The following is a 23,698-nucleotide window of genomic DNA, read 5'->3' as shown; positions in this document are numbered from 1 at the left end:
TTGGTATAATGAATATTTTATTGTCATCTAAGAAATAAATATTATAATAGTCTATTGTTGTATGGCGGACCCGACGGGGAGCTGGGCGCGTCCATCCGCTATCTCAGCCAGCGCTACTCCATGCCCTATCCCGAGCTCAAGGGACTGCTCACCGACATCGGCGTGGAGGAGCTGGGCCACCTGGAGATGGTGGGCACCATCGTCTATCAGCTCACCCGGAAGCTCTCGCCGGACGATCCCAGAATGGGGAACTTCGCCCCCTACTTCACGGACCACGGGGCCAGCGTATATCCGGCGGCGGCCTCCGGCGCGCCCTGGACCGCCTCCTATATCGGAGTCAAGGGCGACATCATCTGTGATCTGACCGAGGACCTGGCCGCCGAGCAGAAGGCCCGCGTCACCTACGATAACATCTTGCGGCAGTCGGACGACCCCGACGTCAGCGACGTCATCCGCTTCCTGCGCGAGCGGGAGATCATACATTTCCAGCGCTTCGGCGAGGCCATCCAGCTGGCCAAGGACAAGATGAACCAGAAGAATGTCTACTATATGAACCCCGTGCTGGACCGATAGAGACCATCCACCGGCAAAACAGGACCCAAGTCTTTGTTCTGACTTGGGTCCTGCATTTTTTACGGGTCCAGCTTCACTTTTACCACCATGCGCTTGACCGGAGCGGGCGCTCCGCAGGCCACACGGGGGGCATGGAGATCGTCCGGCCAGACGATATAGAACATGCCGGCCTCCAGCTTCAGGGTATCCCAGTCCCCGTTCCAGAAGCCGATGTCCTTCTGGGGATCATAGGGGACCGTCACCGGTACGGTACCGTTCTGGGCGTAGCCCACGCACTCGCTGCCCTCCAGGAGGTACTGGATGTCCGCATACCGCTTGTGGCCCTCCAGCTGGGACTCCTCCCGGGGCAGGGTGTCCACCTCAAAGAGCGTGGCAAAAATATTCTCCCCGTCAATGGTACATTTCTCTCCCGGCACCATGCTGGAAGGGTCGGCCTGCACCATCCATTCCAGCGCCTTCTGGAAGCGCTCCCCCAGGCCATAGTAGACGGCGGCATTCTTTACCCGATCGATCACCATCGTTCCATTCCTCCTTTTGCTTTCCAAATCGTTTCGCTTATATAGTACGTCTTTTGGCGCATAAATTCAACCGGAAATCCAGCCATGGATGAAAAAGATTTTCTGAAAAAAGAAGCCTTTACAAAAACTGAAATGAGCAGTATAATCAAGGCAACGCTGACGCGAAAGGGAGATGCTCCCTGACGGGGAAGGGTTGTGCAGAATACTGGTTTTCCGTATGGGCGCACCTTCTCTCGGTGCGTCCATTTTTCGTGCGTTACAAGGAGGAACCGATCTATGGAAGAATCGCGCGTGGCCCTTCTCGGCGTAGTGGTCGAGAATGCGGATTCCGTGGAAAAGCTCAACGAGCTGCTCCATCAATACAAGGACTATATCATCGGCCGGATGGGACTGCCCTACCGGCAGCGGGGCTGCAACATCATCTCCATCGTGCTGGATGCGCCCTCGGACGCCATCAGCGCGCTGTCCGGGAAGGTGGGCATGCTGCCCGGCGTGACCTGCAAGGCCATCTATTCCAAGCTGCCCAATGGATGAGCTGCTGGAAAAGCTGATCGAGGAGCATCATCTGAGCCGGGAGGAGTGGCGGGCGCTGCTGGCACGGCGCCGGTCCCTGGACAAGGCGCTCCTTTTCGGCCGGGCTGAGGCGGAGCGGCGCCGCTGGTATGGGGACGCCATCTACGTCCGCGGTCTCATCGAATGCACCAACATCTGCAAGAATAACTGCCTCTACTGCGGCATTCGCCGGGGCAATCCCGCGGTGAGCCGCTACCGCCTGGAGCGGGACACCATCCTAGACTGCTGCGCCCGGGGGTATGAGTGGGGCTTTCGCACCTTCGTGCTCCAGGGGGGAGAGGACCCCGGCCTCTCCCCGGACCAGATCGCGGAGTGGGTAGGGGCCATCAAGGCCAACTGGCCGGACTGCGCCGTCACCCTCTCTTTGGGGGAATGCGAGCGATCGGTCTACCAGCTCTGGTTTGATGCCGGCGCGGACCGCTACCTGCTGCGCCATGAGACGGCAGACGCCGCCCATTACGCCATGCTGCACCCCCCGGAGATGGCCCTGGGCCATCGGCTGGACTGTCTGCGCACCCTGAAGGAGATCGGCTACCAGGTGGGGGCCGGATTTATGGTGGGCTCTCCCGGGCAGACCCCAGACACCCTTGCGGCCGACTTCTGCTTCTTGCAGGAGTTCCAGCCCCATATGGTGGGGATCGGCCCCTTCATCCCCCAGAAGGACACCCCCTTTGGCGGAGAGACGGCCGGAACGCTGGAGGATACCCTCATTCTGCTGGCGCTGGTGCGTCTGCTGCTGCCCCGGGTCCTTCTTCCGGCCACCACCGCGCTGGGTACCATTCACCCCCAGGGGCGGGAGCTGGGGATCAAGGCGGGGGCCAACGTGGTCATGCCCAACCTGTCGCCCCCCGCCACCCGGGAGAAATATACGCTCTACGACCATAAGCTCTGCACCGGGGAGGAGGCCGCGGAACATCTGGCCGGCCTGAAACGGCGCCTGGCCTCCATCGGCTGCACGGTGGCGGTCCACCGCGGAGATTTCCCGGGGAATTAGAAACACCCAAGAAATAAAAACTAATGGGGAAGGGACTGTCGCCTGACCCAGAAGAGAGGAAGAGATCATCCATGTATAATCCCAAGTCCAGAAAAGCGGAAGAATTCATCGACCATCAGGAGATTTTGGATAGCCTCGCCTATGCCGATGCCCATAAGAGAGACGCGGCCGTGATCGACGCCATCCTGGAAAAGGCCCGGCTGCGCAAGGGCCTGACCCACCGGGAGGCCTCCGTCCTGCTGGCCTGTGAGCTGGAGGACAAAAATCAGGAGATTTTTGCCCTGGCCCGGCAGATCAAGAAGGATTTCTACGGCGACCGGATCGTCATGTTCGCGCCCCTGTACCTGTCCAACTACTGCGTCAACGGCTGCCTCTACTGCCCCTATCACGCCAAGAACAAGCACATCCCCCGCAAAAAGCTGACCCAGGAGGAGATCCGGGCGGAGGTCATCGCCCTCCAGGACATGGGCCACAAGCGCCTGGCTCTGGAGGCAGGGGAGGACCCGGTCCACAATCCGCTGGAGTATATTCTGGAGTCCATTCACACCATCTACTCCATCCAGCACAAGAACGGCGCCATCCGCCGGGTCAACGTCAACATTGCCGCCACCTCGGTGGAGGACTACCGGAAGCTGAAAGAGGCGGGCATCGGCACCTACATTCTCTTCCAGGAGACCTACCACAAGGAGAGCTATGAAAAGCTGCATCCCACCGGGCCCAAGAGCAACTACGCCTATCATACCGAGGCCCATGACCGGGCCATGGAGGGCGGCATCGACGATGTGGGCCTGGGCGTGCTCTTCGGTCTGGAGCTCTACCGCTATGAATTTGCCGGGCTGCTGATGCACGCGGAGCATCTGGAGGCCGTCTTCGGCGTGGGTCCCCACACCATCAGCGTGCCCCGGGTCTGCCCGGCCGACGACATCGACCCCGGTGATTTCGATAATGGCATCTCGGACGATATTTTCGCCAAGATCGTGGCCTGCATCCGGGTGGCGGTGCCCTACACCGGCATGATCATCTCCACTCGGGAGAGTCAGGCCGTCCGGGAGCGTGTCCTGGGCCTGGGCGTCTCCCAGATCTCCGGCGGTTCCCGCACCAGCGTGGGCGGCTATGCGGAGGCGGAGCCCGAAGAGGAGAGCTCCGCTCAGTTCGACGTGTCAGACCACCGCTCCCTGGATGAGATCGTCCGCTGGCTCATGGAGCTGGGCTATGTCCCGTCCTTCTGCACCGCCTGCTACCGGGAGGGGCGGACCGGAGACCGCTTCATGTCCCTGTGCAAGGCGGGACAGATCCAGAACTGCTGTCTTCCCAACGCCCTGATGACCCTCAAGGAGTATCTGGAGGACTACGCCGCCCCCGCCACCCGCGCAGCGGGCGAGCAGGTCATCGCAAAGCAGCTGGAGTACATCACGAATCCCAAGGTGAAAGAGATCGTCACCGAGCACCTGGCCCAGATCGCCCAGGGACAGCGGGACTTCCGGTTCTAAGACGGGGAGAGGACACATAATGAGCTTGAACGACACCCCTTCCGGCGAGCGCCTGCGCATCGCCTTCCTGGGCCGGCGGAACGTGGGAAAATCCAGTCTGGTCAACGCCTTCACCGGACAGGACCTGTCCATCGTGTCGGATACCAAGGGCACCACCACCGATCCCGTGTACAAGGCCATGGAGCTCTTGCCGCTGGGTCCGGTCCAGATCATCGACACCCCCGGCTTTGACGACGAGGGGGAGCTGGGCGCCCTGCGTGTCCGCCGGACCAAACAGGTCCTCAACAAGGCCGATCTCGCCATCCTGGTGGCCGACGCCACCCAGCCCCTGGGCCCCCAGGAGCAGGAGTGGCTCGCCCTGATCCGGGAGCGGCAGATCCCCTTCCTCCTGGTCTGGAACAAGGCCGATCTGCTCCCCGCCGTCCCGCCCCCGGAAGAGCATGCGATCTGGACCAGCGCGCAGACCGGCCTGCACATCCACGAGCTCCGGGAGGCCGCCGCAAAGGCGGCGGTGCAGGAGCAGCCGGAGCGTCACCTGGTGGCCGATCTTCTGGAGACGGGGGACACCGTTATCCTGGTGGTTCCCCTGGATGGGTCGGCCCCCAAGGGGCGGCTCATCCTGCCCCAGCAGCAGACCATCCGGGACTGCCTGGAGGCGGGTGCCTGCGTCATGGTGTGCCGGGATACCGAATTGTCCCTCCTGCTGGACAAGCTGGGCCAGCCCCCTAAGCTGGTCATCACGGACAGCCAGGTCTTTGCCTCGGTGTCCAAGATGGTCCCGCCCTCGGTGTGGCTGACCTCCTTCTCCATCCTGATGGCCCGCTATAAGGGGGACCTGGCCCTCACCACCCAGGGCGCCCAGGCCGTGTCCCAGCTGCGGGACGGGGACAAGGTCCTGATCGCGGAGGGCTGCACCCATCACCGGCAGTGTGAGGACATCGGCACGGTCAAGCTGCCCCGCTGGGTCCGCAAATTCACCGGGGTGGAGCCCGCCTTCACCTTCTGTTCCGGCCGGGATTTCCCGGAGGATCTGAGCGAGTACAAGCTGGTCATCCACTGCGGCGGCTGCACGCTGGGGGAGAAGGAGATGAAGTTCCGCCAGCGTACGGCGGCCGACCAGGGGATCCCCATCACCAACTACGGCATTCTGATCGCCTATCTCAACGGGATCCTGCCCCGCACGCTGGAGCCCTTCGCTGTATCGGGCGCCCCGCTGTGACCGTCGCGCCGGGAGAAAAGGAATGACTTGTGAGGATTTTCATTTTATGCTATACTTTTTAAGATAAGGTCGTTGGAGTAGGGCGGAATGCGCCCGCCCGCTCCGAAACTGACGCACAAAGGGGTTTCTGAAATGAGTAAGCAGGTATATGAGAGTCCGCTCTCCTCGCGCTACGCCAGCGATGAGATGCAATATATTTTTTCTCCCGACAAAAAGTTCACCACCTGGCGGCGGCTCTGGATCGCCCTGGCCCGGGCTGAGATGGAGCTGGGCCTTCCGGTCACCCAGGACCAGATCGATGAGATGGAGGCCCACCTCCACGAGATCGACTACGATCTGGCCGCCGAGAAGGAGCGTCAGCTCCGCCACGATGTGATGGCTCACATCCACGCCTTCGGCGCCATCTGCCCCAAGGCCATGCCCATCATCCACCTGGGCGCCACCAGCTGCTATGTGGGCGACAACACCGACGTGATCCTGATGCGGGAGGGTCTGGAGCTGGTGCGGGACAAGTTGGTCCAGGTCCTGGCCCATCTGGCCAAGTTCGCGGATGAGTACAAGGCGCTGCCCACCCTGGGCTTTACCCATTTCCAGCCCGCGCAGCTGGTCACCGTGGGCAAGCGCGCCACCCTCTGGATGAACGAGCTTCTGATGGATCTGGAGGAGGTCGAGTACCGGATCTCCAGCCTGCGCCTGCTGGGCTGCAAAGGCACCACCGGCACCCAGGCCAGCTTCCTGGAGCTCTTTGAGGGCGACCATGCCAAGTGCAAGGAGCTGGACCGCCGGATCGCCCGGGAGATGGGCTTTGACGCCGTCACCCCGGTCTCCGGCCAGACCTACTCCCGCAAGGTGGACGCGGCTGTCCTGGCCACCCTGTCCGGCATCGCCCAGTCCGCCAGCAAGTTCGCCACCGATCTGCGCCTGCTCTGCCACCTCAAGGAGGTGGAGGAGCCCTTTGAGAAGAACCAGATCGGCTCTTCCGCCATGCCCTACAAGCGCAATCCCATGCGGTGCGAGCGCATCTGCTCTCTGGCCCGCTATGTGATCGCCGACGCCGCCAATCCCGCGGTCACCGCCGCCACCCAGTGGTTCGAGCGTACCCTGGACGACTCCGCCAACAAGCGCATCTCCGTGCCCGAGGCCTTCCTGGCTGTGGACGCCATCCTGAACATTTACAGCAATGTGGCCTCCAACCTGGTTGTGCATGAGAAGGTCATTGAGAAGCACGTGCTGGAGGAGCTGCCCTTCATGGCCAGCGAAAACATCATGATGGACGCCGTCAAGCGGGGCGGAAACCGCCAGGAGCTCCACGAGCGCATCCGTGTCCACTCCCTGGAGGCCGGCCGAAACGTCAAGGATCTGGGCCTGAGCAACAACCTGATCGATCTCATCGCGGCCGACCCCATGTTCGGCATGAGCCGGGAGGAGCTGACCGCCCATCTGGAGCCCAGCCGCTACATCGGCCGGTGCCCCGAGCAGGTGACCGACTTCCTGAACGAGTATGTCAATCCCGTTCTGGAGGCCCACGCCACCGCTTTGAGCCAGAAGGAAACCGAGCTTAAGGTATAACATAGCAGACGAATGCAGTCCGTATTATTTTGCGGACTGCATTCTTTCTTTTCTGTTTTCTGTTTTATATTTACATTAATTTCTTATGAAGTCTTTTGAGACTTGTTTTTCTTGAAATTACATTGTAGAAAGGCAATAAGTGTGCTATAATAGCAATATCACGATGCAAATGCTCGGTAAGAAGGAGGCTCTTTCCATGGAAAGAAAGCAAGTACGCCGGATCGGCGTATTTACCAGCGGCGGTGATGCACCCGGAATGAACGCGGCGATCCGTTCGGTGGCCCGTACGGCGCTGCATATGGGGATCGAATGTATCGGTATCCGGCGCGGATATCATGGTCTCATCAACTGCGATGTGCTCCCCTTGGATTTCGAAAGCGTCAGCGGGATCTCCCGTCAGGGCGGCACCATGCTCTACTCCGCGCGGAGCAAGGAGTTTATGGTCCCGGAGGGGAGAGAGAAAGCCGTGGGCACCTGTAAGCTCCTGGGGATCGACGGCCTGGTGGGAATCGGCGGAGACGGAACCTTCCGCGGCCTTCTGGAGCTGTCCAAGCTGGGGGTCTCGGTGGTCGGCATCCCCGGAACCATCGATAACGACATCGCCTGCTCCTCCTACACCATCGGGTTTGATACCGCCTGCAATACCGCGCTGGACTCCATTGACAAGCTGCGGGACACCATGCAGTCCCACGAGCGCTGCTCGGTGGTGGAGGTCATGGGACGGCACGCCGGACATCTGGCCCTCTATGTGGGCGTCGCCTGCGGCGCGACGGCTGTTGTGGTCCCCGAGCAGGACATTGACTACGAGCACGATCTGATGGAGCCCATCCGCCGGGCCCGTCTGAGCGGACGCACGCATTTTATGGTCATTGTGGCGGAAGGCGTGGAGGGCGGCGCCTACGGCGTCGCGGAGAAGATCCGGGAGGCCACTGCGCTGGATACCCGCGTCACCATTCTGGGCCACGTGCAGCGGGGCGGACGTCCGTCCTCCCGGGACCGGGTGACTGCCACCTACATGGGATATGAGGCAGTCAAGCTCCTGGCAGCAGGGGAGAGCAACCGGGTCATCTGCCTTCAGGACGATCAGTATGTGGATTTTGACATTGCGGATGCGCTTTCCATGAAAAAGAGCCTGGATCAGCAGACTTACAGCGTGATGCGGGCACTGACCGGCATGGAGCAGGTCCGCCTCAAGGATCAATAAGCAACCAGAAAGCGCCCGATCGGATTACCGGTCGGGCGCTTCTATCTTTCGCTCGAAATGGACAAAAAAACACAGGGACGGGGGAGAACCCGTCCCTGTGTTTTCATTTTAATGGCGAAAGCGCCGATTACGCCGATTACATGGAGGTGGTGAGGACCTTCTTCAGCTTGGCGAAGCGGGGGAGAGAGTTCTCCTTGGGGCCGTTGGCCTCGCCCTGGATCAGGGGCAGGACATAGTCGATGAAGGGCTGCTCGATCCCGTTGCCGGCGGCATTGATCCACTCGCGGGGCACCTTCTTCTCGAAGTTGGCCACGATGTCCAGGGGCTCCAGCACGGTCTCGCAGTGATAGCCGCCCTCACGGCTGCACTTGAAGGCCACCATCTTGTCGGTGACGCCGGAGACAGCGGCCTCCACAGCGGCCTTACCGGCGGCAAAGGCCTCCTCGATGTCGGTCTTGGAAGCCACATGGGAGCCGCAGCGCTGGAGCAGGGAGAGCTCGATGCCGCGTACCTTGGCGCCGGTCTTGGACTTGACCACCTCGGCCAGCATGGCAGCCAGGCCGCCCAGCTGGGCATGGCCGAAGCCGTCGGTGGCAGAGGTCTTGGCCTCGGACACGAAGGAGCCATCGGCATAGTGGATGCCCTCGGACACGGCGATCATGCACTTGCCGGTCTTGTTGTAGATGGCCTGCACGTCGGCGATGAAGCGGTCCATGTCAAAGTCGACCTCGGGCAGGTAGATGAGGTCGGGGCCGTAGCCGGCCCAGGTGGCCAGGGCGGCGGAGCCGGCCAGCCAGCCAGCGTGGCGGCCCATGATCTCCACGATGGTGATCATGCCGGTGTCATAGACGTGGGCATCGCGATGCACTTCCATGCAGGAGGTGGCGATGAACTTGGCCGCGGAGGCAAAACCGGGGCAGTGGTCGGTGCCGTTCAGGTCGTTGTCGATGGTCTTGGGCACGCCGATGATGCGGCACTCATAGCCGGACTTCTGCATGTACTTGGAGATCTTGTTGCAGGTGTCCATGGAGTCGTTGCCGCCGTTATAGAAAAAGTAGCGAACGTCGTATTTTTTGAAGATCTCCAGGATACGCTTATAATCAGTATCGTCCTTGTCGGGGTCGGCCAGCTTGTAGCGGCAGGAGCCCAGCTCAGAAGAGGGGGTATATTTCAACAAATCCAGCTCGGCGGCATCCTCCTGACCCATGTCATAGAGGCGGTCCTCCAGCACACCCTTGATGCCGTGGGCAGCTCCCAGCACCCGAGTGATGTTCCCATTGTCCAGTGCAGTGCGAATTACGCCCAGCGCACTGGCGTTAATTACCGCAGTAGGACCACCGGATTGGCCAATAATGCACGCGCCCTTGAGTTCGTTCATAGCTTAATCCTCCCGTTAAGTGTTTTTTGCGTTGTTTTTGTGCAGTTTTTTCCTTTCTTAACTGAGAAATTTAGATATTTATGTACTCAAATCTAAATTTCGCATTATTATATCATGCCCTCTTGTAATTATCAATGTCTAATGATAAAATCTACTTGTAATTTAAAAAAGGAGATGAGCCTTATGCCTCTCGTTACCACTACTGAAATGTTCAAAAAGGCCTATGACGGCGGATATGCCATTGGTGCATTCAATGTCAACAACATGGAGATCGTTCAGGGCATCACTGAGGCGGCCAAGGAAGTCAATGCTCCCCTGATCCTTCAGGTTTCCAAGGGCGCCCGCGCCTATGCCAACCACACCTACCTGATCAAGCTGGTGGAGGCCGCTATTGAGGAGACCGGTCTGCCCATCTGCCTGCATCTGGACCACGGCGATTCCTTCGAGCTGTGTAAGTCCTGCATCGACGGCGGCTTTACCTCCGTCATGATCGACGCCAGCTCCAAGCCTTTTGCTGAAAACATTGAGATCACCCGCAAGGTCGTCGAGTATGCCCATGACCACGGCGTTGTCGTCGAGGCTGAGCTGGGCGCTCTGGCCGGCGTAGAGGATGAGGTCAACGTCTCCGCCGAGGATTCCCACTACACCCGTCCCGAGGAGGTCGAGGAATTCGTCTCCAAGACCGGCTGTGACTCTCTGGCCATCGCCATCGGCACCAGCCACGGCGCTTACAAGTTCACCGCCGCTCAGTGCACCCGCAATGAGAAGGGCGAGCTGGTTCCCCCTCCGCTGCGCTTCGACATCCTGGACGAGATCGTCAAGCGTCTGCCCGGCTTCCCCATCGTGCTCCACGGTTCTTCCTCCGTGCCCCAGGAGTTTGTGCGGATGATCAACGAGAACGGCGGCAAGATGCCCGACGCTGTCGGCATCCCCGAGGAGCAGCTCCGTCAGGCCGCCCGCGGCGCCGTTTGTAAGATCAACATTGACTCCGATCTGCGCCTGGCCATGACCGGTACCATCCGTCAGTTCTTCAACGAGCATCCTGAGAAGTTCGACCCCCGCGAGTACCTCAAGCCCGCCCGCGCCAACATCAAGGAGCTGGTCAAGCATAAGCTGATCAACGTCCTGGGCTGCGACGGAAAGGCGTAATCGATCCAAGTCTTGAAAAATGCGATGTGTTCCTTTCGAACACATCGCATTTTTTTGCTCTCCGCAGGCGCAATCCGGAGGAATCGGGCATACAATGCTTTGGAAAGGGGAGTGCTGTATGCTGACATTTCCATACGATCGCGTCCGTGCCGTGACCTATGCGCACCAGTGGGCCTATCGCCGGAACCCGCGTTACTACGACTACCAGGACATCGGAGGGGACTGCACCAATTTTGCCTCGCAATGCCTCTATGCCGGGTCGGGCGTCATGAATTTTACGCCCACGTTCGGGTGGTATTACCGCAATGCCAACGATAAAGCGCCTGCATGGAGCGGCGTGGAGTATTTTCGGAATTTTTTGGTGCGGGAAGAGGAGAATGAGGGCCCCTTCGGCAGAGAAGCCCCCATGGCGGACATCAAACCGGGCGATTTTGTCCAATTGGATCTCGGATATGGCCGCTTCAGTCACACTTCCATTGTGGTGGCCGTGGGAAGGCGTCCGAACCCGCAGAATATCCTGGTGGCCACCCATTCCATGGATTCCGATTACCGGCCGCTCCGCTCCTATTCTTACGAAAAAGTGCGCTTTATTCACATATTAGGGGTAAGATCCCTCATTTAATCCCAAAATCAGGCTAAAACAGGGATGAGGGCAGGGGGGAGGGCAGGGGGGAGAGGTCCCCAAAAACTCATTCCTCTTCCGAAGAGGAGTCCGCTTTTTTTCTCCGGATCTGGCCCAGAGGATTGGCCTTTGCGGCGGTCCTCAGATTTTCATTGTCCACGTGAGTATAGATCTGGGTGGTGTTCAGGTTGTCGTGCCCCAGGACTTCCTGCAAGGTACGCACATCCACGCCATTTTGCAGCATCAGGGTGGCCGCGGTGTGCCGCAGCTTGTGGCTGGAGTAGAGCGTACTGTCTAGGCCGGCCTTTTTCAGACGCTGTTTGACCATATAGTGGACCGCGTCCTTGGTCATGCGGGTATGCTTTCGGGTGATGAACAGGGCGTCCGGATCGGCCGAGGCACAGTGGCTGCGTTCCTCCAGCCAGTCATCCAGCGCCTGCCGGCAGGCGTCGTTCAAAAAGAGCACCCGTTCTTTGTTGCCCTTGCCAAGTACGCGGATCTGGTTGTCCCGCACATCGGTCAGATTCAGGGCGACTAACTCGGAGATCCGCATGCCGCAGTTCAAAAAGAGGGTCAGGATGCAGTAATCCCGGGCCTGATTGGGCTCGTCCACGTGTTCCAGCAATTGGATGCACTGCTGGAGGTCCAGATACCGGGGCAGCGTTTTTTTCAGCCGCGGGGCATCCAGATCATTCATGGGATTTTCTTCGATCAATTTCGCCTTGCTGGTCAGATACTTATAAAAGGAGCGGATGGTGGCAACTTTCCGCGCACGGGTGGGTGCACTCAGGCTGCGATCCCGGTCCAGGTAATCCATGAACGCATAGACGTCGGCCAGCGTGACGCTGCGCGCCAATGCGAGATCCACATCGGAAACCGAAATCTCATCCATGGGAGTCTGGGCCGGCACACATTTTTTTTGCAGCTTCATGAAGCGGAAAAAGGTGCGCAGGTCCAGATAATATTCATCGATTGTTTTTAAAGAGTGACCCTGAATGGTACGATGATACGTCAAAAAATCACGGATTAATTTCGGAGCTTCGGTACGGTAGTCCAAGGTGCGTCGAATGGGGTTTCAGGGCCCAAATCGGCCCAAAACCGGAGAAGAGCCGGAAAACCCTCCACTCAACTCAACAAAATTTTTATTTTGTTGAGTTTTAAATAGGGGCCCATCGGCACTTCCCCGAACGCCATTCTGTCCTCCTTTCTCGGGTTTCATATCGTTGGTTTCGCGTTGTACATCTATCTATGTGCAAAGTTCGTGTTGTACGTCTGTTTTTCTCTTACAGGATGGCAGCCAGCGCCTCCCGGATGTTTTTGACGCGGATCAGCTGCAAGCCATCCGGGACCGACAGCGTGCCGCTGCTGCGCGCCGGGATCAGGCACTTGGTAAAGCCCATCCGGCGCACTTCGCTCAATCGCTGGCCCAGTGCACTGACCGAACGCAATTCACCTGTCAGTCCGACCTCTCCAATGGCCGCCAGATCGTTTGGAATGGGCTTATCCCGAAAACTCGACGCCAGCGCCATGATCATGGCCAGATCTGCGGCGGGCTCCTCCAGACTCAGGCCGCCGATCACGTTGATATAGGCGTCGCAGGTGCTGACCATCAGCCCGCCCCGTTTTTCCAGCACGGCCAGCAGCAGCACAGCCCGGTTGAAATCAAAGCCGTTGGAGGTGCGGCGCGGCACGTTGAAGCTGGTGGGCGCCAGCAAGGCCTGCACCTCGGCCAGCACCGGACGCACGCCCTCCATCACACAGGTCACACAGGTGCCCGGCGTATCCTGTGGGCGCCCGTCCAGCAGCATCTCGGATGGATTGGGAACTTCTGACAATCCGTGGTCGGCCATCTCAAAGACCCCGATCTCATTGGTGGCGCCAAACCGGTTTTTCGCGGCCCGCAGGATGCGGTAGGCCATCTGCTGCTCTCCTTCGAAATACAGCACACAGTCCACCATGTGCTCCAGCACTTTCGGACCTGCGATGGAGCCCTCTTTGTTCACGTGTCCAATGACGAAAATGGTCACACCACTCCCCTTTGCCAGCTGCATCAGGGTCATGGTGCACTCCTTCACCTGCCCGACGCTTCCCGGTGCGGTGGAGAGATCTCCATTGTAGAGGGTCTGGATGGAGTCGATGATCAGAATATCCGGATTCAAGGAGTTTACCGCCTCCACTACCTCCTCCAGATTGGTCTCGGAGAGCAGATAAAGTCCATCGCTGTGGATCTGAAGGCGCTCCGCCCGCAGCTTGATCTGGCGCTCCGACTCCTCCCCGGAGACATAGAGCACCTTGGAAAAGCGGCAGAGATGGTCACAGATCTGGAGCATGAGGGTGGATTTGCCGATGCCCGGCGCACCCCCCACCAGGACCAGGGATCCCTTGACCGCTCCCCCGCCCAGCACCCGGTCCAGCTCGCTCATCCCTGTTTCAAAGCGCAGCTCGTGGGTGGCCTCGATCTCCTTCATCTGCTTAGGCAGGCGGAGCGACGTGCGTCCGCTCTCCCGCATGGATACGCTCATGCTGCTGCCGGCGGCCTTTCGCTTGCTCTCGGCGGGCCGCTCGGTGATGGTGTTCCATGCGTGACAGGCCGGGCACTGCCCCGCCCATTTGGGCAGCTCGTTTCCGCACTCTGTACAATAAAATTGGACCTTTGCTTTCATCTGTATAAGCTCCTCACATTTGCGTCAGTTCCTGGAGCCAGGCTCCCGACAGCACCACGGCCAGCTGACACTGGTACACGCTGCTGCGGAGCTTTGCCTCCTCCTCCGGATTGGTCAGAAAGCCGCATTCCACCAAAATGGCCCGGCAGGAAATATGATTCATGAGATAGACATCTTTGGAAATGGGCTTGGCGGCCCGCTGATTGGACGGATCCAGAGTCTCCCGCAGCAGAGTCTGCGTCCGTTCCGCAAAGGGCAGACTCAGACTCTCGTTAGCATAGAACACCTGCGCGCCATGGTAGGCCCCGTTGGGAAAGGAATTCTGGTGGATGCTCATGAGCGTGGCCTCCGGAAACTGCTCGATCTGCGCCACACGGTTGTGGAGATCAGAGCGTTTTTTCTCCCGCAGGCTCTGGGCCGAGCTGTCATGGAGCGAGCGGTCATCACGGCGCAGCAGCAGCGGCGGCTGCCCGCAGAAGGCCAGAATATCCTCCATATTGCATGCGATGGCCAGATTGATCCCACTCTCCGGCGTGCCGGTGAGGGAGACCGCTCCCCCATCCTCCCCACCGTGTCCCGCGTCGATGATCAGAAGCTCCGATGGGTCCCCGGAGGCCGGCGCAAAAGTTGGAACCCGTTCCGAGCGATTCGGAAGCAATGCCACCGCCAAAAGCAAGAGCAGCGCAATCCCGGTCCACCGCTTTTTCCGTATGTAGTTCATCCAATCCATAGTCTCCCTCCCCTGCCGTCCCATCTTATGCAACCTGAAGGGCCACTATGTGAAGTAGATTATAACACATATGTTCCATGCAGGCAATTGTTCCCCAGAACGCGCTGTCCTCTTTGCCCAAAAAAGAGCGCCCGGCGCACAGATCTCTCTGTGTTCCAGGCGCTCTCCTTATTATATTATAAGGTAGAATTACGTAAATTGAGTTATTCTGCCAGGAACCGCTCCAGACGATCCAGGCCCTCCCGGATGTTGTCCATGGAGGTGGCATAGGACCACCGCACGAAGTTCTTGGCGCCGAATCCGGCGCCGGGCACCACCGCCACCAGACCCTTTTTCAGGAAGGCGTCGGCGAATACGTCGTCATCGGTGATCTCTACGCCCTGGATGGTCTTACCGATCAGCTGCTCCAGGTTCATCATCACATAGAAGGCGCCCTCCGGGCACAGGCAGCTGACCCCGGGAATGCGGTTCATCCGCTCCACCAGATAGTTGCGCCGCTCCTCAAAGGCCTTGCGCATCTCCTCGATCTTCTCCTGGGGGCCGGACAGCGCCACCGCCGCCGCCTTCTGGGAGATGGCCACGGGAGAGCCCGTGGAGTGGCTGACGTAGTTTGCCATCACCTTGACGATCCGGTCATTGGCACAGGCATAGCCGATTCTCCAGCCAGTCATGGCATAGGACTTGGACACACCGTTGATGAGGATGGTCAGCTCCTTGGCTTCGGGGCTCAGGCTGGCGAAGCTGGTGAACTTCCGTCCGTCATAGAGCAGGCCATAGTAGATCTCATCGCTGATCACATACACGTCATTGGCAACGCAGACCTGGGCAATGTCCTCCAGCTCCTCCCTGCTGTACGCCATACCGGTGGGATTGGAGGGGTTATTCAGAATCAGGGCCTTGGTCTTGGGTGTGATGGCAGCGGCCAGCTTTTCCTTGCTCAGTTTGAAGTGCTCCGCCTCGGTGGCCGTCACCACCACGGGCACGCCGCCCACCATCCGAATGAGCTCGATGTAGCTGACCCAGTAAGGCGCGGGCAGGATGACCTCATCGCCGGGGTTGACCAGTGCGCGCAGCGCCAGATAGACCGCATGCTTGGCGCCGCTGGTCGCCACCACCTGGTTGGGCTTATACTGCACGCCACAGTCGGCCGCGATGCGGTCACAGACCGCCTGGCGCAGCTCCACGGTACCGGCCGCAGGCGTATAGCGGGTCACATTCTGCTCAATGGCCTGAATGCCCGCCGCCTTGATCTCGTCCGGCGTATTAAAATCCGGCTCGCCCGCACCAAAGCCAATGACATCAATGCCGTCCGCCTTCATCTGCTTAAACAGGGAATCGATGGCCATGGTGGTGGAAGCCTGGACAGACTCTGCAATTCGGGATAGCTCTTTCAATGTGGATCTCCTCCAACTCCAAAATTCCGTTCTGTATGTTATTATATGTTCCTTCCCTCAAAAATGCAAGTACGATTTTCAAAACTTTCAAAATTTGATTTTACCGATCGCTTCCTGCAGATTACAGGGCAGAAAAGAAGGGCCTCTTGTTCCTTTTTCCAAAAGAACCGGAAGCCCTTCCCCGTTTCTGCATGTTTTCTGTCATTTCTGCCCGGCCGATACGGAATTCCTTCACATACGCCGGTGCCGGAGCGCCTGATTTTTCTGGTAGATGAGAAAGAGTCCATCCAGAAGCAAATCTGCATTATAGACGATGGAATGCCTGCAATGCTTCAAAATATCCGGCACAGCGGTTCCCGTCGCGATGATGGAGGCAATGGACATACCGCTGTCCGCCTCGATCCGATCGATCATGCCGTCGATCATGCTGGCATTTCCGTAGACCACGCCGGAGCGCATAGCGTTGACGGTATTGTGCCCCAGCAGACTCTCGGGCGCCTCGATGGAGATGTGGGGCAGCTCGGCCGCCGCCTGGGACAGGGCCTCCACTGCCACCCGAACACCGGGCATAATGATGCAGCCCTCATAGCTGTTCCCCTGCAAAAGAGACATGGTGATGGCCGTTCCCATATCAATGACGATCAGGGGTGAGGGATAGCGCGCGATGGCGGCCACCGAGAAGGCGACAATGTCGCTTCCCAGCTGTGCATGGAGGTCGGACTTGATATTCAGTCCCGTCTTGACCCCCGGTCCCATGACCATAGGTTTCTTCCCTGCCACGAACTCTGCCGCGCCGCAGATGGCCGCCGTGACGGGCGGCACCACGCTGGAGATCATGATTCCGCTGGTGTCCGCCACACTGGCCCCGTGGAGCCGAAAGACGTCCAGAAGCTGGATGGCCCACTGGTCCTGAGTCGCGCTCTTATAGGTCGGCAGGACGGAACAAAATACCAGCGTCCCATCCTGCCGGAACAGCCCAATTGTGGTATTGGAATTGCCCACGTCGATCGTTAAAACCAAGCCTGTCACTTCCCTTTCGTATTCCATGTCGATTGTAACAGACTTTTGTTTTTCTGACAAGCATGGGCCTCTTTTGCGAACGGATTTTTCGCCCGTACTTTTTTATGCCCGCAGCTTCTGGCAGATCAGATCGCCCATCTGCTTGGTACCGATGGGGGTGACACCGGCCTCTGCGATGTCGGCGGTCCGCCAGCCGTCGGCCAGCACGCCGTCCACAGCGGCCTCAATGGCGCTGGCCTCCGCCTCCAGGTGGAAGGAGTAGCGCATCATCATGGCCACGGACAGGATGGTGGCGATGGGATTGGCCTTGTCCTGGCCCGCGATGTCCGGGGCAGAGCCGTGGATGGGCTCATAGAGACCGGGGGCGCTGTCGCCGATGGAGGCCGAGGGCAACAGCCCGATGGAGCCGGTCACCATGCTGGCCTCGTCGGAGAGGATGTCGCCGAACATATTCTCGGTCACCACCACGTCGAACTGCCCCGGCGCACGGACCAGCTGCATAGCGCAGTTGTCGACCAGGACGTCCTCATAGGCCACATCCGGGTACTCCTCCGCCAGACGGTGCATCACAGAGCGCCACAGGCGGGAGGTCTCCAGCACATTGGCCTTGTCCACGCTGGAGACCTTCTTCCGGCGCAGGCGGGCCAGCTCAAAGGCACGGCGGCCGATGCGCTCGATCTCCATCTCGGAGTAGGCCATGCGGTCGGCGCACTCCATCCCCCGGTCCTCGGTCTGGTACTTCTCCCGCTGTCCGAAGTAGATGCCGCCGGTCAGCTCACGGACCATGAGCAGGTCGATCCCTTGCTCCGCCGTCTCCTTCTTCAGGGGGCAGGCGTCCGCCATGGCCGGACGCAGGGCCGCGGGACGCAGGTTGGCATACAGCCCCAGGTCCCGGCGAATGGCCAGCAGGGCAGTCTCCGGCCGCTCCTCCGCCGGGCGGTCCGAGCCCCACTTGGGTCCGCCCACCGCGCCCAGAAGGACTGCGTCGCAGGCCTTGCATTTCTCCGCCGTTCCGTCCGGGTAGCTCTTCCCCACCGCATCGGTGGCGCAGCCGCCCAGGAGGACGTCCGTATAGGTAAAGGTATGTCCGAACCGCTCGCCCACGGCATCCAGAACCTTGACAGCCTCGCCCACCACTTCGGGGCCGATGCCGTCTCCGCGGATCAGTGCGATCTTAAAGTCCATTGTTGTGTCCTCCCCTCTTATTTGGCCACTCCGCGCACCTTCAGGGAGCGGAGCAGGCCGCCGTTGTCAATGATCTCGCTGACAAAGGCCGGGAAGGGCGCGGCCTGGTACTCCTTCCCCGTGGTCTCGTCCACGATCTTTCCGGTGGCAAAGTCCACCTTGACCTGATCGCCGGCCTGGATCTCGGCCGCAGCCTCCGGGCACTCCATGATGGGGAACCCGATGTTGATAGAGTTGCGGTAGAAGATCCGCGCAAAAGAGGCCGCGATGACGCACTTCACGCCGCACGCCTTGATGGAGAGGGGCGCATGCTCCCGGGAAGAACCGCAGCCGAAGTTGGCACCGCCCACGATGATGTCGCCCGGCTGCACGGTCTTGGCAAAGTCCGCGTCGATATCCTCCATACAGTGGGAGGCCAGGGCTTTGGGATCGGGATTGTTCAGATGGCGGGCCGGAATGATCACGTCGGTATCCACGTTGTCGCCATATTTAAAGACCTTCATGGTTGACTTCCTTTCTGTTCCAGTATCGGCGCTTACAGCGTCTGGGGATTTGCCACACAGCCCGCCACCGCGGAGGCCGCGGCCACCGCCGGGCTGGCCAGGATGATCTCCGAGCTCACCGGTCCCATGCGGCCCACGAAATTGCGGTTGGTGGTGGAAATGGCCCGCTCGCCGTCGGAGAGCACGCCCATGTGTCCGCCCAGGCAGGGACCGCAGGTGGGCGTGGAGACAGCACATCCCGCCTCGATGAAGATCTGGATCAGGCCCTCGGCCATGGCGTCCAGCATGATCTGCTGGGTGGCCGGGAACACGATGCAGCGCACGCCGTCGTGGACCTTGCGTCCCTTCAGGACCTCAGCCGCCTTGCGCATGTCCTCCAGACGGCCGTTGGTGCAGGAGCCGATGACGACCTGCTGGATGGGAGTTCCGGCCACTTCGTCCACGCTGCGGGTGTTGGAGGGCAGGTGGGGCAGCGCCACCGTGGGCTGGAGGGTGTTGAGATCGATCTCGATCTCCCGCTCGTACACCGCGTCCGGGTCGGCCTCAAAGGCCTCCCACTCCCGGCTGACCCGGCCCTGGAGATAGGCTCGGGTGGTGTCGTCCACGGGGAAGATGCCGTTCTTCGCGCCGGCCTCAATGGCCATGTTGGAAATGGTGAAGCGGTCATCCATGGAGAGGGCGGCCACTCCGTCGCCGGTAAACTCCAGCGAGCGGTAAAGGGCGCCGTCCACCCCGATCATGCCGATCAGGTGCAGGATCAGGTCCTTGCCCGACACATAGGGGCGGAAGGAGCCGTGCAGGGTCACCTTGATGGCGGAGGGCACCTTGAACCAGGCAAGGCCCGTGGCCATTCCGGCCGCCATATCGGTAGAGCCCACACCAGTGGAAAACGCGCCCAGCGCGCCGTAGGTACAGGTGTGAGAGTCGGCGCCGATCACCACCTCACCGGGGGCGACCAGGCCCTTTTCCGGCAGAAGGGCATGCTCCACGCCCATCTGGCCCACGTCATAGAAGTGGGTGATCTGGAAACGCTGCGCAAAGGAGCGCGCCTGGGCGCACAGCTGCGCGGACTTGATGTCCTTGCAGGGGGTGGAGTGATCCAGAACAATCGCGATCTTATCCCGATCAAAGACCTGCGTCAGGCCGGCCTTTTCAAATTCCGTAATCGCCACAGGGGTCGTGATATCGTTTCCCAGGACCAGATCCAGCTTCCCCTCAATCAGCTGTCCGGCCTCCACTGCGGATACGCCGGCATGCTTTGCCAAGATTTTTTGGGTCATTGTCATTCCCATGATCCATTCCTCCTGTGTATGGTTTTGTGCTTTTTATTATGACAGGTTTCTTGCGGAAAGAATGTAAACTGTGATACAATTAAAACAATACAGTACATCGGAGGACTTCGCATATGGATGTATGGGCGCCTCTTGCCGAGGGCAAAAAGCCTCAGCTCTACGCTCCGGGGCAACTCATTTATTTACAGGGGACCGAAGCGTCCCAATTTTACTACATCATGGACGGGACCGTAAAATGCTTCCTGAGCGCAGAATCGGGAGAGGAGCGGATCCTGACCTTTCACTATGGCGGCGAGCTGATCGGAGAGGCCTCGTTCTTCGACCGTCAGCCCCGGGTCTCCTCTGCGGTGGCGGTCACCCCCTGCTCCCTGGTCGTCGTGGACCGGGCACACCTTCAGCAGGTCTTTGAAAAGCATCCGGACCTTGCCATCCCCATGCTGGAGTATCTGGCACGGACGGTCCGGCTCCTCTCCGTCCATGTGGACAGCACCTTTCTCCAGGCGGACCAGCGGATCGCACGGCATCTGCTCTCCCTCTCCGCCGCTTCCGACCGCGGGGAGATCCTCTGTACCCATGAGGAGATCGGCGCGTCGGTGGGGGTCAGCCGGGTGACGGTCAGCCGGGTCCTGGGGGAATTTGTCCGCCTGGGCTGGATCAAAACCGGGTACCGCACCGTTCAGATCCTCCGCCGGCGGGCATTGGAACAACTGGTGGAGCGCGGCTCCCAGGAAGCGCACTGATAAGATAAGAAAGGCGTAAGAAAGACGCAGGTGATGGATGCTCTCCTCACCTGCGTCTTTTTCATCGGTTGATTCGGTTATCCGGTCACTCAGCTGGGAAAGACCTCAGCAAAGGTCCGCTTCTCCTCGATGGCCTGCATCATCTCGCCCATGCGGGACAGATCTCCCAGCAGGATCACGCCGCACAGCGCGCCGTTGGCAAAGTAATAGCGCTCCAGATGTCCCTGGGTGTCCTGGCGGATCTCCACGGTCTTATAGGATATACCCGGTGTCTTGCCCGGGTCTCCCAGGGAAAAGAGCTCCGTTCCCATGCCATGGAAGGCCAGCACCGGTGTGATGGGCTGATAGGTCACCAGATCTCCGGTGGCACAGGCGCCCGCCACCTTGCCCTGGGCCTGGGCTTCGGGCCACAGGGCGTAGTTGACGCCCTGGAACTGCGCGCAGTCTCCGCAGGCATAGACGCCGGGCACATTGGTCTCCATGGACTCGTTGACCACGATGGCCCGGTCCACCGTGATCCCGGCCTCCTGCGCAATGGCGGTATTGGCACGCACGCCGCAGGAGATGACCACCAGGTCCGCGGGGATGACTTCCCCGTTCTCCAGACGCACGCCGCTGACCGCTCCATCCCCTTCGATGGCCGCGATCTTGACGCCGGTCTCTACGCGCACGCCCTGTCCGCCGCACTGCTTCAGCAGAAGCTCGGCGGCCTGGTCATCCAGCTGGCGGGCCATGATCTGGGGGGCCAGCTCCAGGACCGTCACCTCGCATTTTGCCTTGCGCAGCTCCCAGGCAGCCTCCAGGCCCAGCACGCCGCCGCCAATCACCACGGCCCGGCGGAGCTGGTTCCCCATGGCCTGGATCTTCTCCACGTCGGAGATGCGCCGGATGGCCACCACGCCAGCCTGCTCATGGCCGGGGATAGGCGGAATGAAGCTCTCGCTGCCCAGGGCAAAAATCAGCTTCGTGTAGGGCAGGCGGTAATCCCCGTCCAGGGTGACCTCCTTGCCCTTCGTGTCCACCGAGAGGACCTTGCGGTGCAGGATGGGCACGATCTGCTGGGCCTCATACCATCCGGCGGGATGGAGGGCGATCTGCTCCTCGCTCAGGCCGGAGAGCATGGCCTTGGTCAGCATGGGTCTCTGGTAGGACGGTCCCTCGTCGGACAGGAGCAGGATGCGCCCGGTCTTGTCCCGCTCCCGGATGGCCTCCGCGGCGTTGACGCCCGCGCAGCCGTTGCCCAGGATCACATAGGTGTTCTGGGTGTCGTTGCGGAAGGTGACCTCGTCCAGCTCTACCTCCACAAACTTCTCCCGGCCCACGCCGCACACCGGGCAGGTATCCAGGGAGGCGTCAAAGATCTCGCCGCAGACCAGACATTTCACCAGCTTGCGGCCCCGCTTCTTCTCCTCCTTCTGCTTGGTCTCCCGGACCGGGACATAGTATTCCGGCCCCACGCCGCAGACCGGACACTTCTCCTTGTCTCCGTCGAAAACGGCCCCGCAGATCTTGCAGCGCACCTTTTCCGTCTTCTCCTGATCCGCGGTCTCCCCGGCCTGGGGGACAAAATGCTCTTTGCCCACCTTACAGACCGGGCAGACCTCCGTCCCCTCGTCAAAGACCGCGCCGCAGACGGCGCACTTTACCTTCCGCGCCGGTGCCCGCGGCACATCGTCCGCCTGCTTCAGCAGCGTCTCACCAAAGCGCACGCCAAATTCTCTGGCCTGCTCCAGCTCCGGCTCGCTGGGCTTGAAGCGGACCCGGAAGCCCTCCACCGTTTTCAGCTTCAGCTGCTTCAGACGCTCCATGATGTGGGGCACGCCCTCGCCGCTCCAGCCGTAGCTTCCAAAGGCACTGGCCAGCTTTCCGCCATGGGTGGCCGCGAACATGCCGCTGGTCAGATCCCAGATGGGCCGCAGGGCCTCCCCCACAATGGTGGGCGTGCCAAAGAGGATTCCGTCTGCATAGAGCAGCTCCTCCCTCACCTGAGCGGGATCTGCCTTTACCATATCATAGAGGCGCACATCCACCGCACCGCTTGCCTGGATGCCCTCCGCAATGGCCTGGGCCAACATGCCGGTATAGCCGTAGGCGCTCACATAGGGGATGATGACCGTCGGTCTGGGGTTGGGATTCCGGACGGCAGACCACTCCTCATAGGTCTGGAACATCCAGTCGATGTCCTGATCCAGAACCGGCCCGTGTCCCGGACAGATCATGTCCACCGCAAGGGGCTTGACTCGCTGGAGCGCCTTGCGCATAAAAGACTTGTAGGGGCCGATGATACAGTCAAAGTAGTACTTCGCGGCCCGGCGGTAGCCCTCCCGGTCGGTGACCGAGCTGAGGAGCACACCGTCCATGGCATAGTGGGAGCCGAAGGAATCGCAGGTGACAAGGACCCGATCCTGGGGGATATAGGTATACATGGTATCCGGCCAGTGGAGGTTGGGCACCACGATAAATTCCAGCGTCTTGTCATCCACCGTCAGCGACTGCCCGTCTTTGATGGGAATGGAATAAAAATCACGGTTTACGATCTCCCGGAGAAATTGCAGCGCACAGCCTGTCCCCACGATCTTCAGGCGGGGATTGAGCTCCAGCAGCCGCTCGATACTTCCGCTGTGGTCGGGCTCCGTATGGCTGACCACCAGATAGTCCACCTCTTCAATGGGAGTGATCTCCCCCACCTTCTTGAGCCAGCTCTCCAGACACTTGGCCTTTGCGGTCTCAAAGAGGACCGTGTGGTGCTGGGTCTTCAGGACATAGGAATTATAGGTCGTTCCGTACTCCGTGTACATAATGATGTCAAATACCCGGAGGTCATGGTCGATCGCGCCTGTAAAATACAGTCCCGGCTTTAACTCGAATGCTTCCATTTGAGG

Annotated in this window: 21 protein-coding genes; 10 read left to right on the top strand and 11 right to left on the bottom strand. The window is 60.1% G+C overall.

Translation table 11 applies throughout. The features are described 5' to 3' along the window. Positions 1–54: 54 nt before the first annotated feature. Complete coding sequence (locus H8S34_RS09645; protein ID WP_207724937.1) at positions 55–573, top strand: manganese catalase family protein; 519 nt, start codon at positions 55–57, stop codon at positions 571–573. A 59-nt stretch (positions 574–632) separates the two neighbouring features. Here H8S34_RS09645 and H8S34_RS09640 read toward each other — a convergent pair whose 3' ends face one another. Then, positions 633–1,091 (bottom strand): NanQ anomerase/TabA/YiaL family protein, encoded by a 459-nt coding sequence (locus H8S34_RS09640; protein ID WP_101693087.1) that lies wholly within the window; start codon positions 1,089–1,091, stop codon positions 633–635. Positions 1,092–1,367: 276 nt separating this feature from the next. Here H8S34_RS09640 and H8S34_RS09635 point away from each other — a divergent pair, with 276 nt between their 5' ends. The 6 genes from H8S34_RS09635 to pfkA all read left to right on the top strand — a co-directional run bounded on the left by H8S34_RS09635 (position 1,368) and on the right by pfkA (position 8,140). Beyond that, complete coding sequence (locus H8S34_RS09635) at positions 1,368–1,625, top strand: TM1266 family iron-only hydrogenase system putative regulator (protein WP_101693088.1); 258 nt, start codon at positions 1,368–1,370, stop codon at positions 1,623–1,625. Next, positions 1,618–2,658, top strand: coding sequence for a [FeFe] hydrogenase H-cluster radical SAM maturase HydE (gene hydE, locus H8S34_RS09630; protein ID WP_186963835.1), 1,041 nt, complete (start codon positions 1,618–1,620; stop codon positions 2,656–2,658). Before H8S34_RS09635 ends, hydE begins: the two co-directional genes overlap by 8 nt. A gap of 71 nt (positions 2,659–2,729) precedes the next feature. Next, complete coding sequence (hydG, locus tag H8S34_RS09625; RefSeq protein WP_186963834.1) at positions 2,730–4,148, top strand: [FeFe] hydrogenase H-cluster radical SAM maturase HydG; 1,419 nt, start codon at positions 2,730–2,732, stop codon at positions 4,146–4,148. A 19-nt stretch (positions 4,149–4,167) separates the two neighbouring features. Then, positions 4,168–5,367, top strand: a complete 1,200-nt coding sequence (gene hydF / locus H8S34_RS09620) for a [FeFe] hydrogenase H-cluster maturation GTPase HydF (RefSeq protein WP_186963833.1) — start codon at positions 4,168–4,170, stop codon at positions 5,365–5,367. 132 nt (positions 5,368–5,499) lie between these two features. Beyond that, a complete protein-coding gene (purB, locus tag H8S34_RS09615) occupies positions 5,500–6,936 on the top strand; it encodes an adenylosuccinate lyase (protein ID WP_101693092.1) in 1,437 nt (478 codons plus the stop codon). Between the two features lie 196 nt (positions 6,937–7,132). Continuing rightward, entirely contained in the window at positions 7,133–8,140 is a 1,008-nt protein-coding gene (gene pfkA / locus H8S34_RS09610; protein WP_101693093.1) for a 6-phosphofructokinase, read from the top strand. Positions 8,141–8,276: 136 nt separating this feature from the next. Here pfkA and H8S34_RS09605 read toward each other — a convergent pair whose 3' ends face one another. Continuing rightward, positions 8,277–9,518, bottom strand: a complete 1,242-nt coding sequence (locus tag H8S34_RS09605; protein ID WP_186963832.1) for a 6-phosphofructokinase — start codon at positions 9,516–9,518, stop codon at positions 8,277–8,279. A gap of 183 nt (positions 9,519–9,701) precedes the next feature. Between H8S34_RS09605 and fba the strand changes: the two genes are divergently transcribed. Together fba and H8S34_RS09595 are read left to right on the top strand one after the other, a co-directional pair. Next, positions 9,702–10,667 (top strand): class II fructose-1,6-bisphosphate aldolase, encoded by a 966-nt coding sequence (gene fba, locus H8S34_RS09600; protein ID WP_186963831.1) that lies wholly within the window; start codon positions 9,702–9,704, stop codon positions 10,665–10,667. Positions 10,668–10,785: 118 nt separating this feature from the next. Further along, the gene (locus H8S34_RS09595; protein ID WP_186963830.1) at positions 10,786–11,289 is read left to right on the top strand and encodes an amidase domain-containing protein; all 504 of its coding nucleotides are present in this window, start codon (positions 10,786–10,788) and stop codon (positions 11,287–11,289) included. A 67-nt stretch (positions 11,290–11,356) separates the two neighbouring features. On the opposite strand, the gene H8S34_RS09590 is transcribed toward H8S34_RS09595, so the two are convergent. The 8 genes from H8S34_RS09590 to leuC form a co-directional block, all read right to left on the bottom strand. After that, positions 11,357–12,304 carry a tyrosine recombinase XerC gene (locus tag H8S34_RS09590; protein WP_366485835.1) on the bottom strand — a complete coding sequence of 316 codons (948 nt, stop codon included), beginning with the start codon at positions 12,302–12,304 and terminating at the stop codon, positions 11,357–11,359. Positions 12,305–12,572: 268 nt separating this feature from the next. Then, positions 12,573–13,952 (bottom strand): DNA repair protein RadA, encoded by a 1,380-nt coding sequence (radA, locus tag H8S34_RS09585; RefSeq protein ID WP_101693098.1) that lies wholly within the window; start codon positions 13,950–13,952, stop codon positions 12,573–12,575. A gap of 13 nt (positions 13,953–13,965) precedes the next feature. Continuing rightward, positions 13,966–14,673, bottom strand: coding sequence for an N-acetylmuramoyl-L-alanine amidase (locus H8S34_RS09580; protein WP_186963908.1), 708 nt, complete (start codon positions 14,671–14,673; stop codon positions 13,966–13,968). A 212-nt stretch (positions 14,674–14,885) separates the two neighbouring features. Continuing rightward, positions 14,886–16,076 carry a pyridoxal phosphate-dependent aminotransferase gene (locus H8S34_RS09575; RefSeq protein ID WP_243207975.1) on the bottom strand — a complete coding sequence of 397 codons (1,191 nt, stop codon included), beginning with the start codon at positions 16,074–16,076 and terminating at the stop codon, positions 14,886–14,888. A gap of 231 nt (positions 16,077–16,307) precedes the next feature. Further along, positions 16,308–17,096, bottom strand: coding sequence for a type III pantothenate kinase (locus tag H8S34_RS09570; RefSeq protein WP_186963828.1), 789 nt, complete (start codon positions 17,094–17,096; stop codon positions 16,308–16,310). 102 nt (positions 17,097–17,198) lie between these two features. Further along, entirely contained in the window at positions 17,199–18,281 is a 1,083-nt protein-coding gene (gene leuB, locus H8S34_RS09565; RefSeq protein ID WP_186963827.1) for a 3-isopropylmalate dehydrogenase, read from the bottom strand. 17 nt (positions 18,282–18,298) lie between these two features. Continuing rightward, positions 18,299–18,784, bottom strand: coding sequence for a 3-isopropylmalate dehydratase small subunit (locus H8S34_RS09560; RefSeq protein ID WP_186963826.1), 486 nt, complete (start codon positions 18,782–18,784; stop codon positions 18,299–18,301). Positions 18,785–18,816: 32 nt separating this feature from the next. Next, positions 18,817–20,076: a 3-isopropylmalate dehydratase large subunit gene (gene leuC, locus H8S34_RS09555; RefSeq protein ID WP_101693103.1), complete on the bottom strand. Its 1,260-nt coding sequence runs from the start codon at positions 20,074–20,076 to the stop codon at positions 18,817–18,819. 113 nt (positions 20,077–20,189) lie between these two features. Here leuC and H8S34_RS09550 point away from each other — a divergent pair, with 113 nt between their 5' ends. Beyond that, a complete protein-coding gene (locus H8S34_RS09550) occupies positions 20,190–20,816 on the top strand; it encodes a Crp/Fnr family transcriptional regulator (protein WP_101693104.1) in 627 nt (208 codons plus the stop codon). Positions 20,817–20,905: 89 nt separating this feature from the next. Here the strand turns inward: H8S34_RS09550 and H8S34_RS09545 are convergent, their stop codons facing one another. Beyond that, the gene (locus H8S34_RS09545) at positions 20,906–23,692 is read right to left on the bottom strand and encodes an FAD-dependent oxidoreductase (protein ID WP_186963825.1); all 2,787 of its coding nucleotides are present in this window, start codon (positions 23,690–23,692) and stop codon (positions 20,906–20,908) included. Between the last annotated feature and the right edge of the window lie 6 nt (positions 23,693–23,698).

Source organism: Pseudoflavonifractor hominis (assembly GCF_014288125.1).
Classification (GTDB): Bacteria; Bacillota; Clostridia; order Oscillospirales; family Oscillospiraceae; genus Pseudoflavonifractor_A; species Pseudoflavonifractor_A gallinarum.
This window is presented reverse-complemented; position numbering and strand designations above follow the sequence as displayed.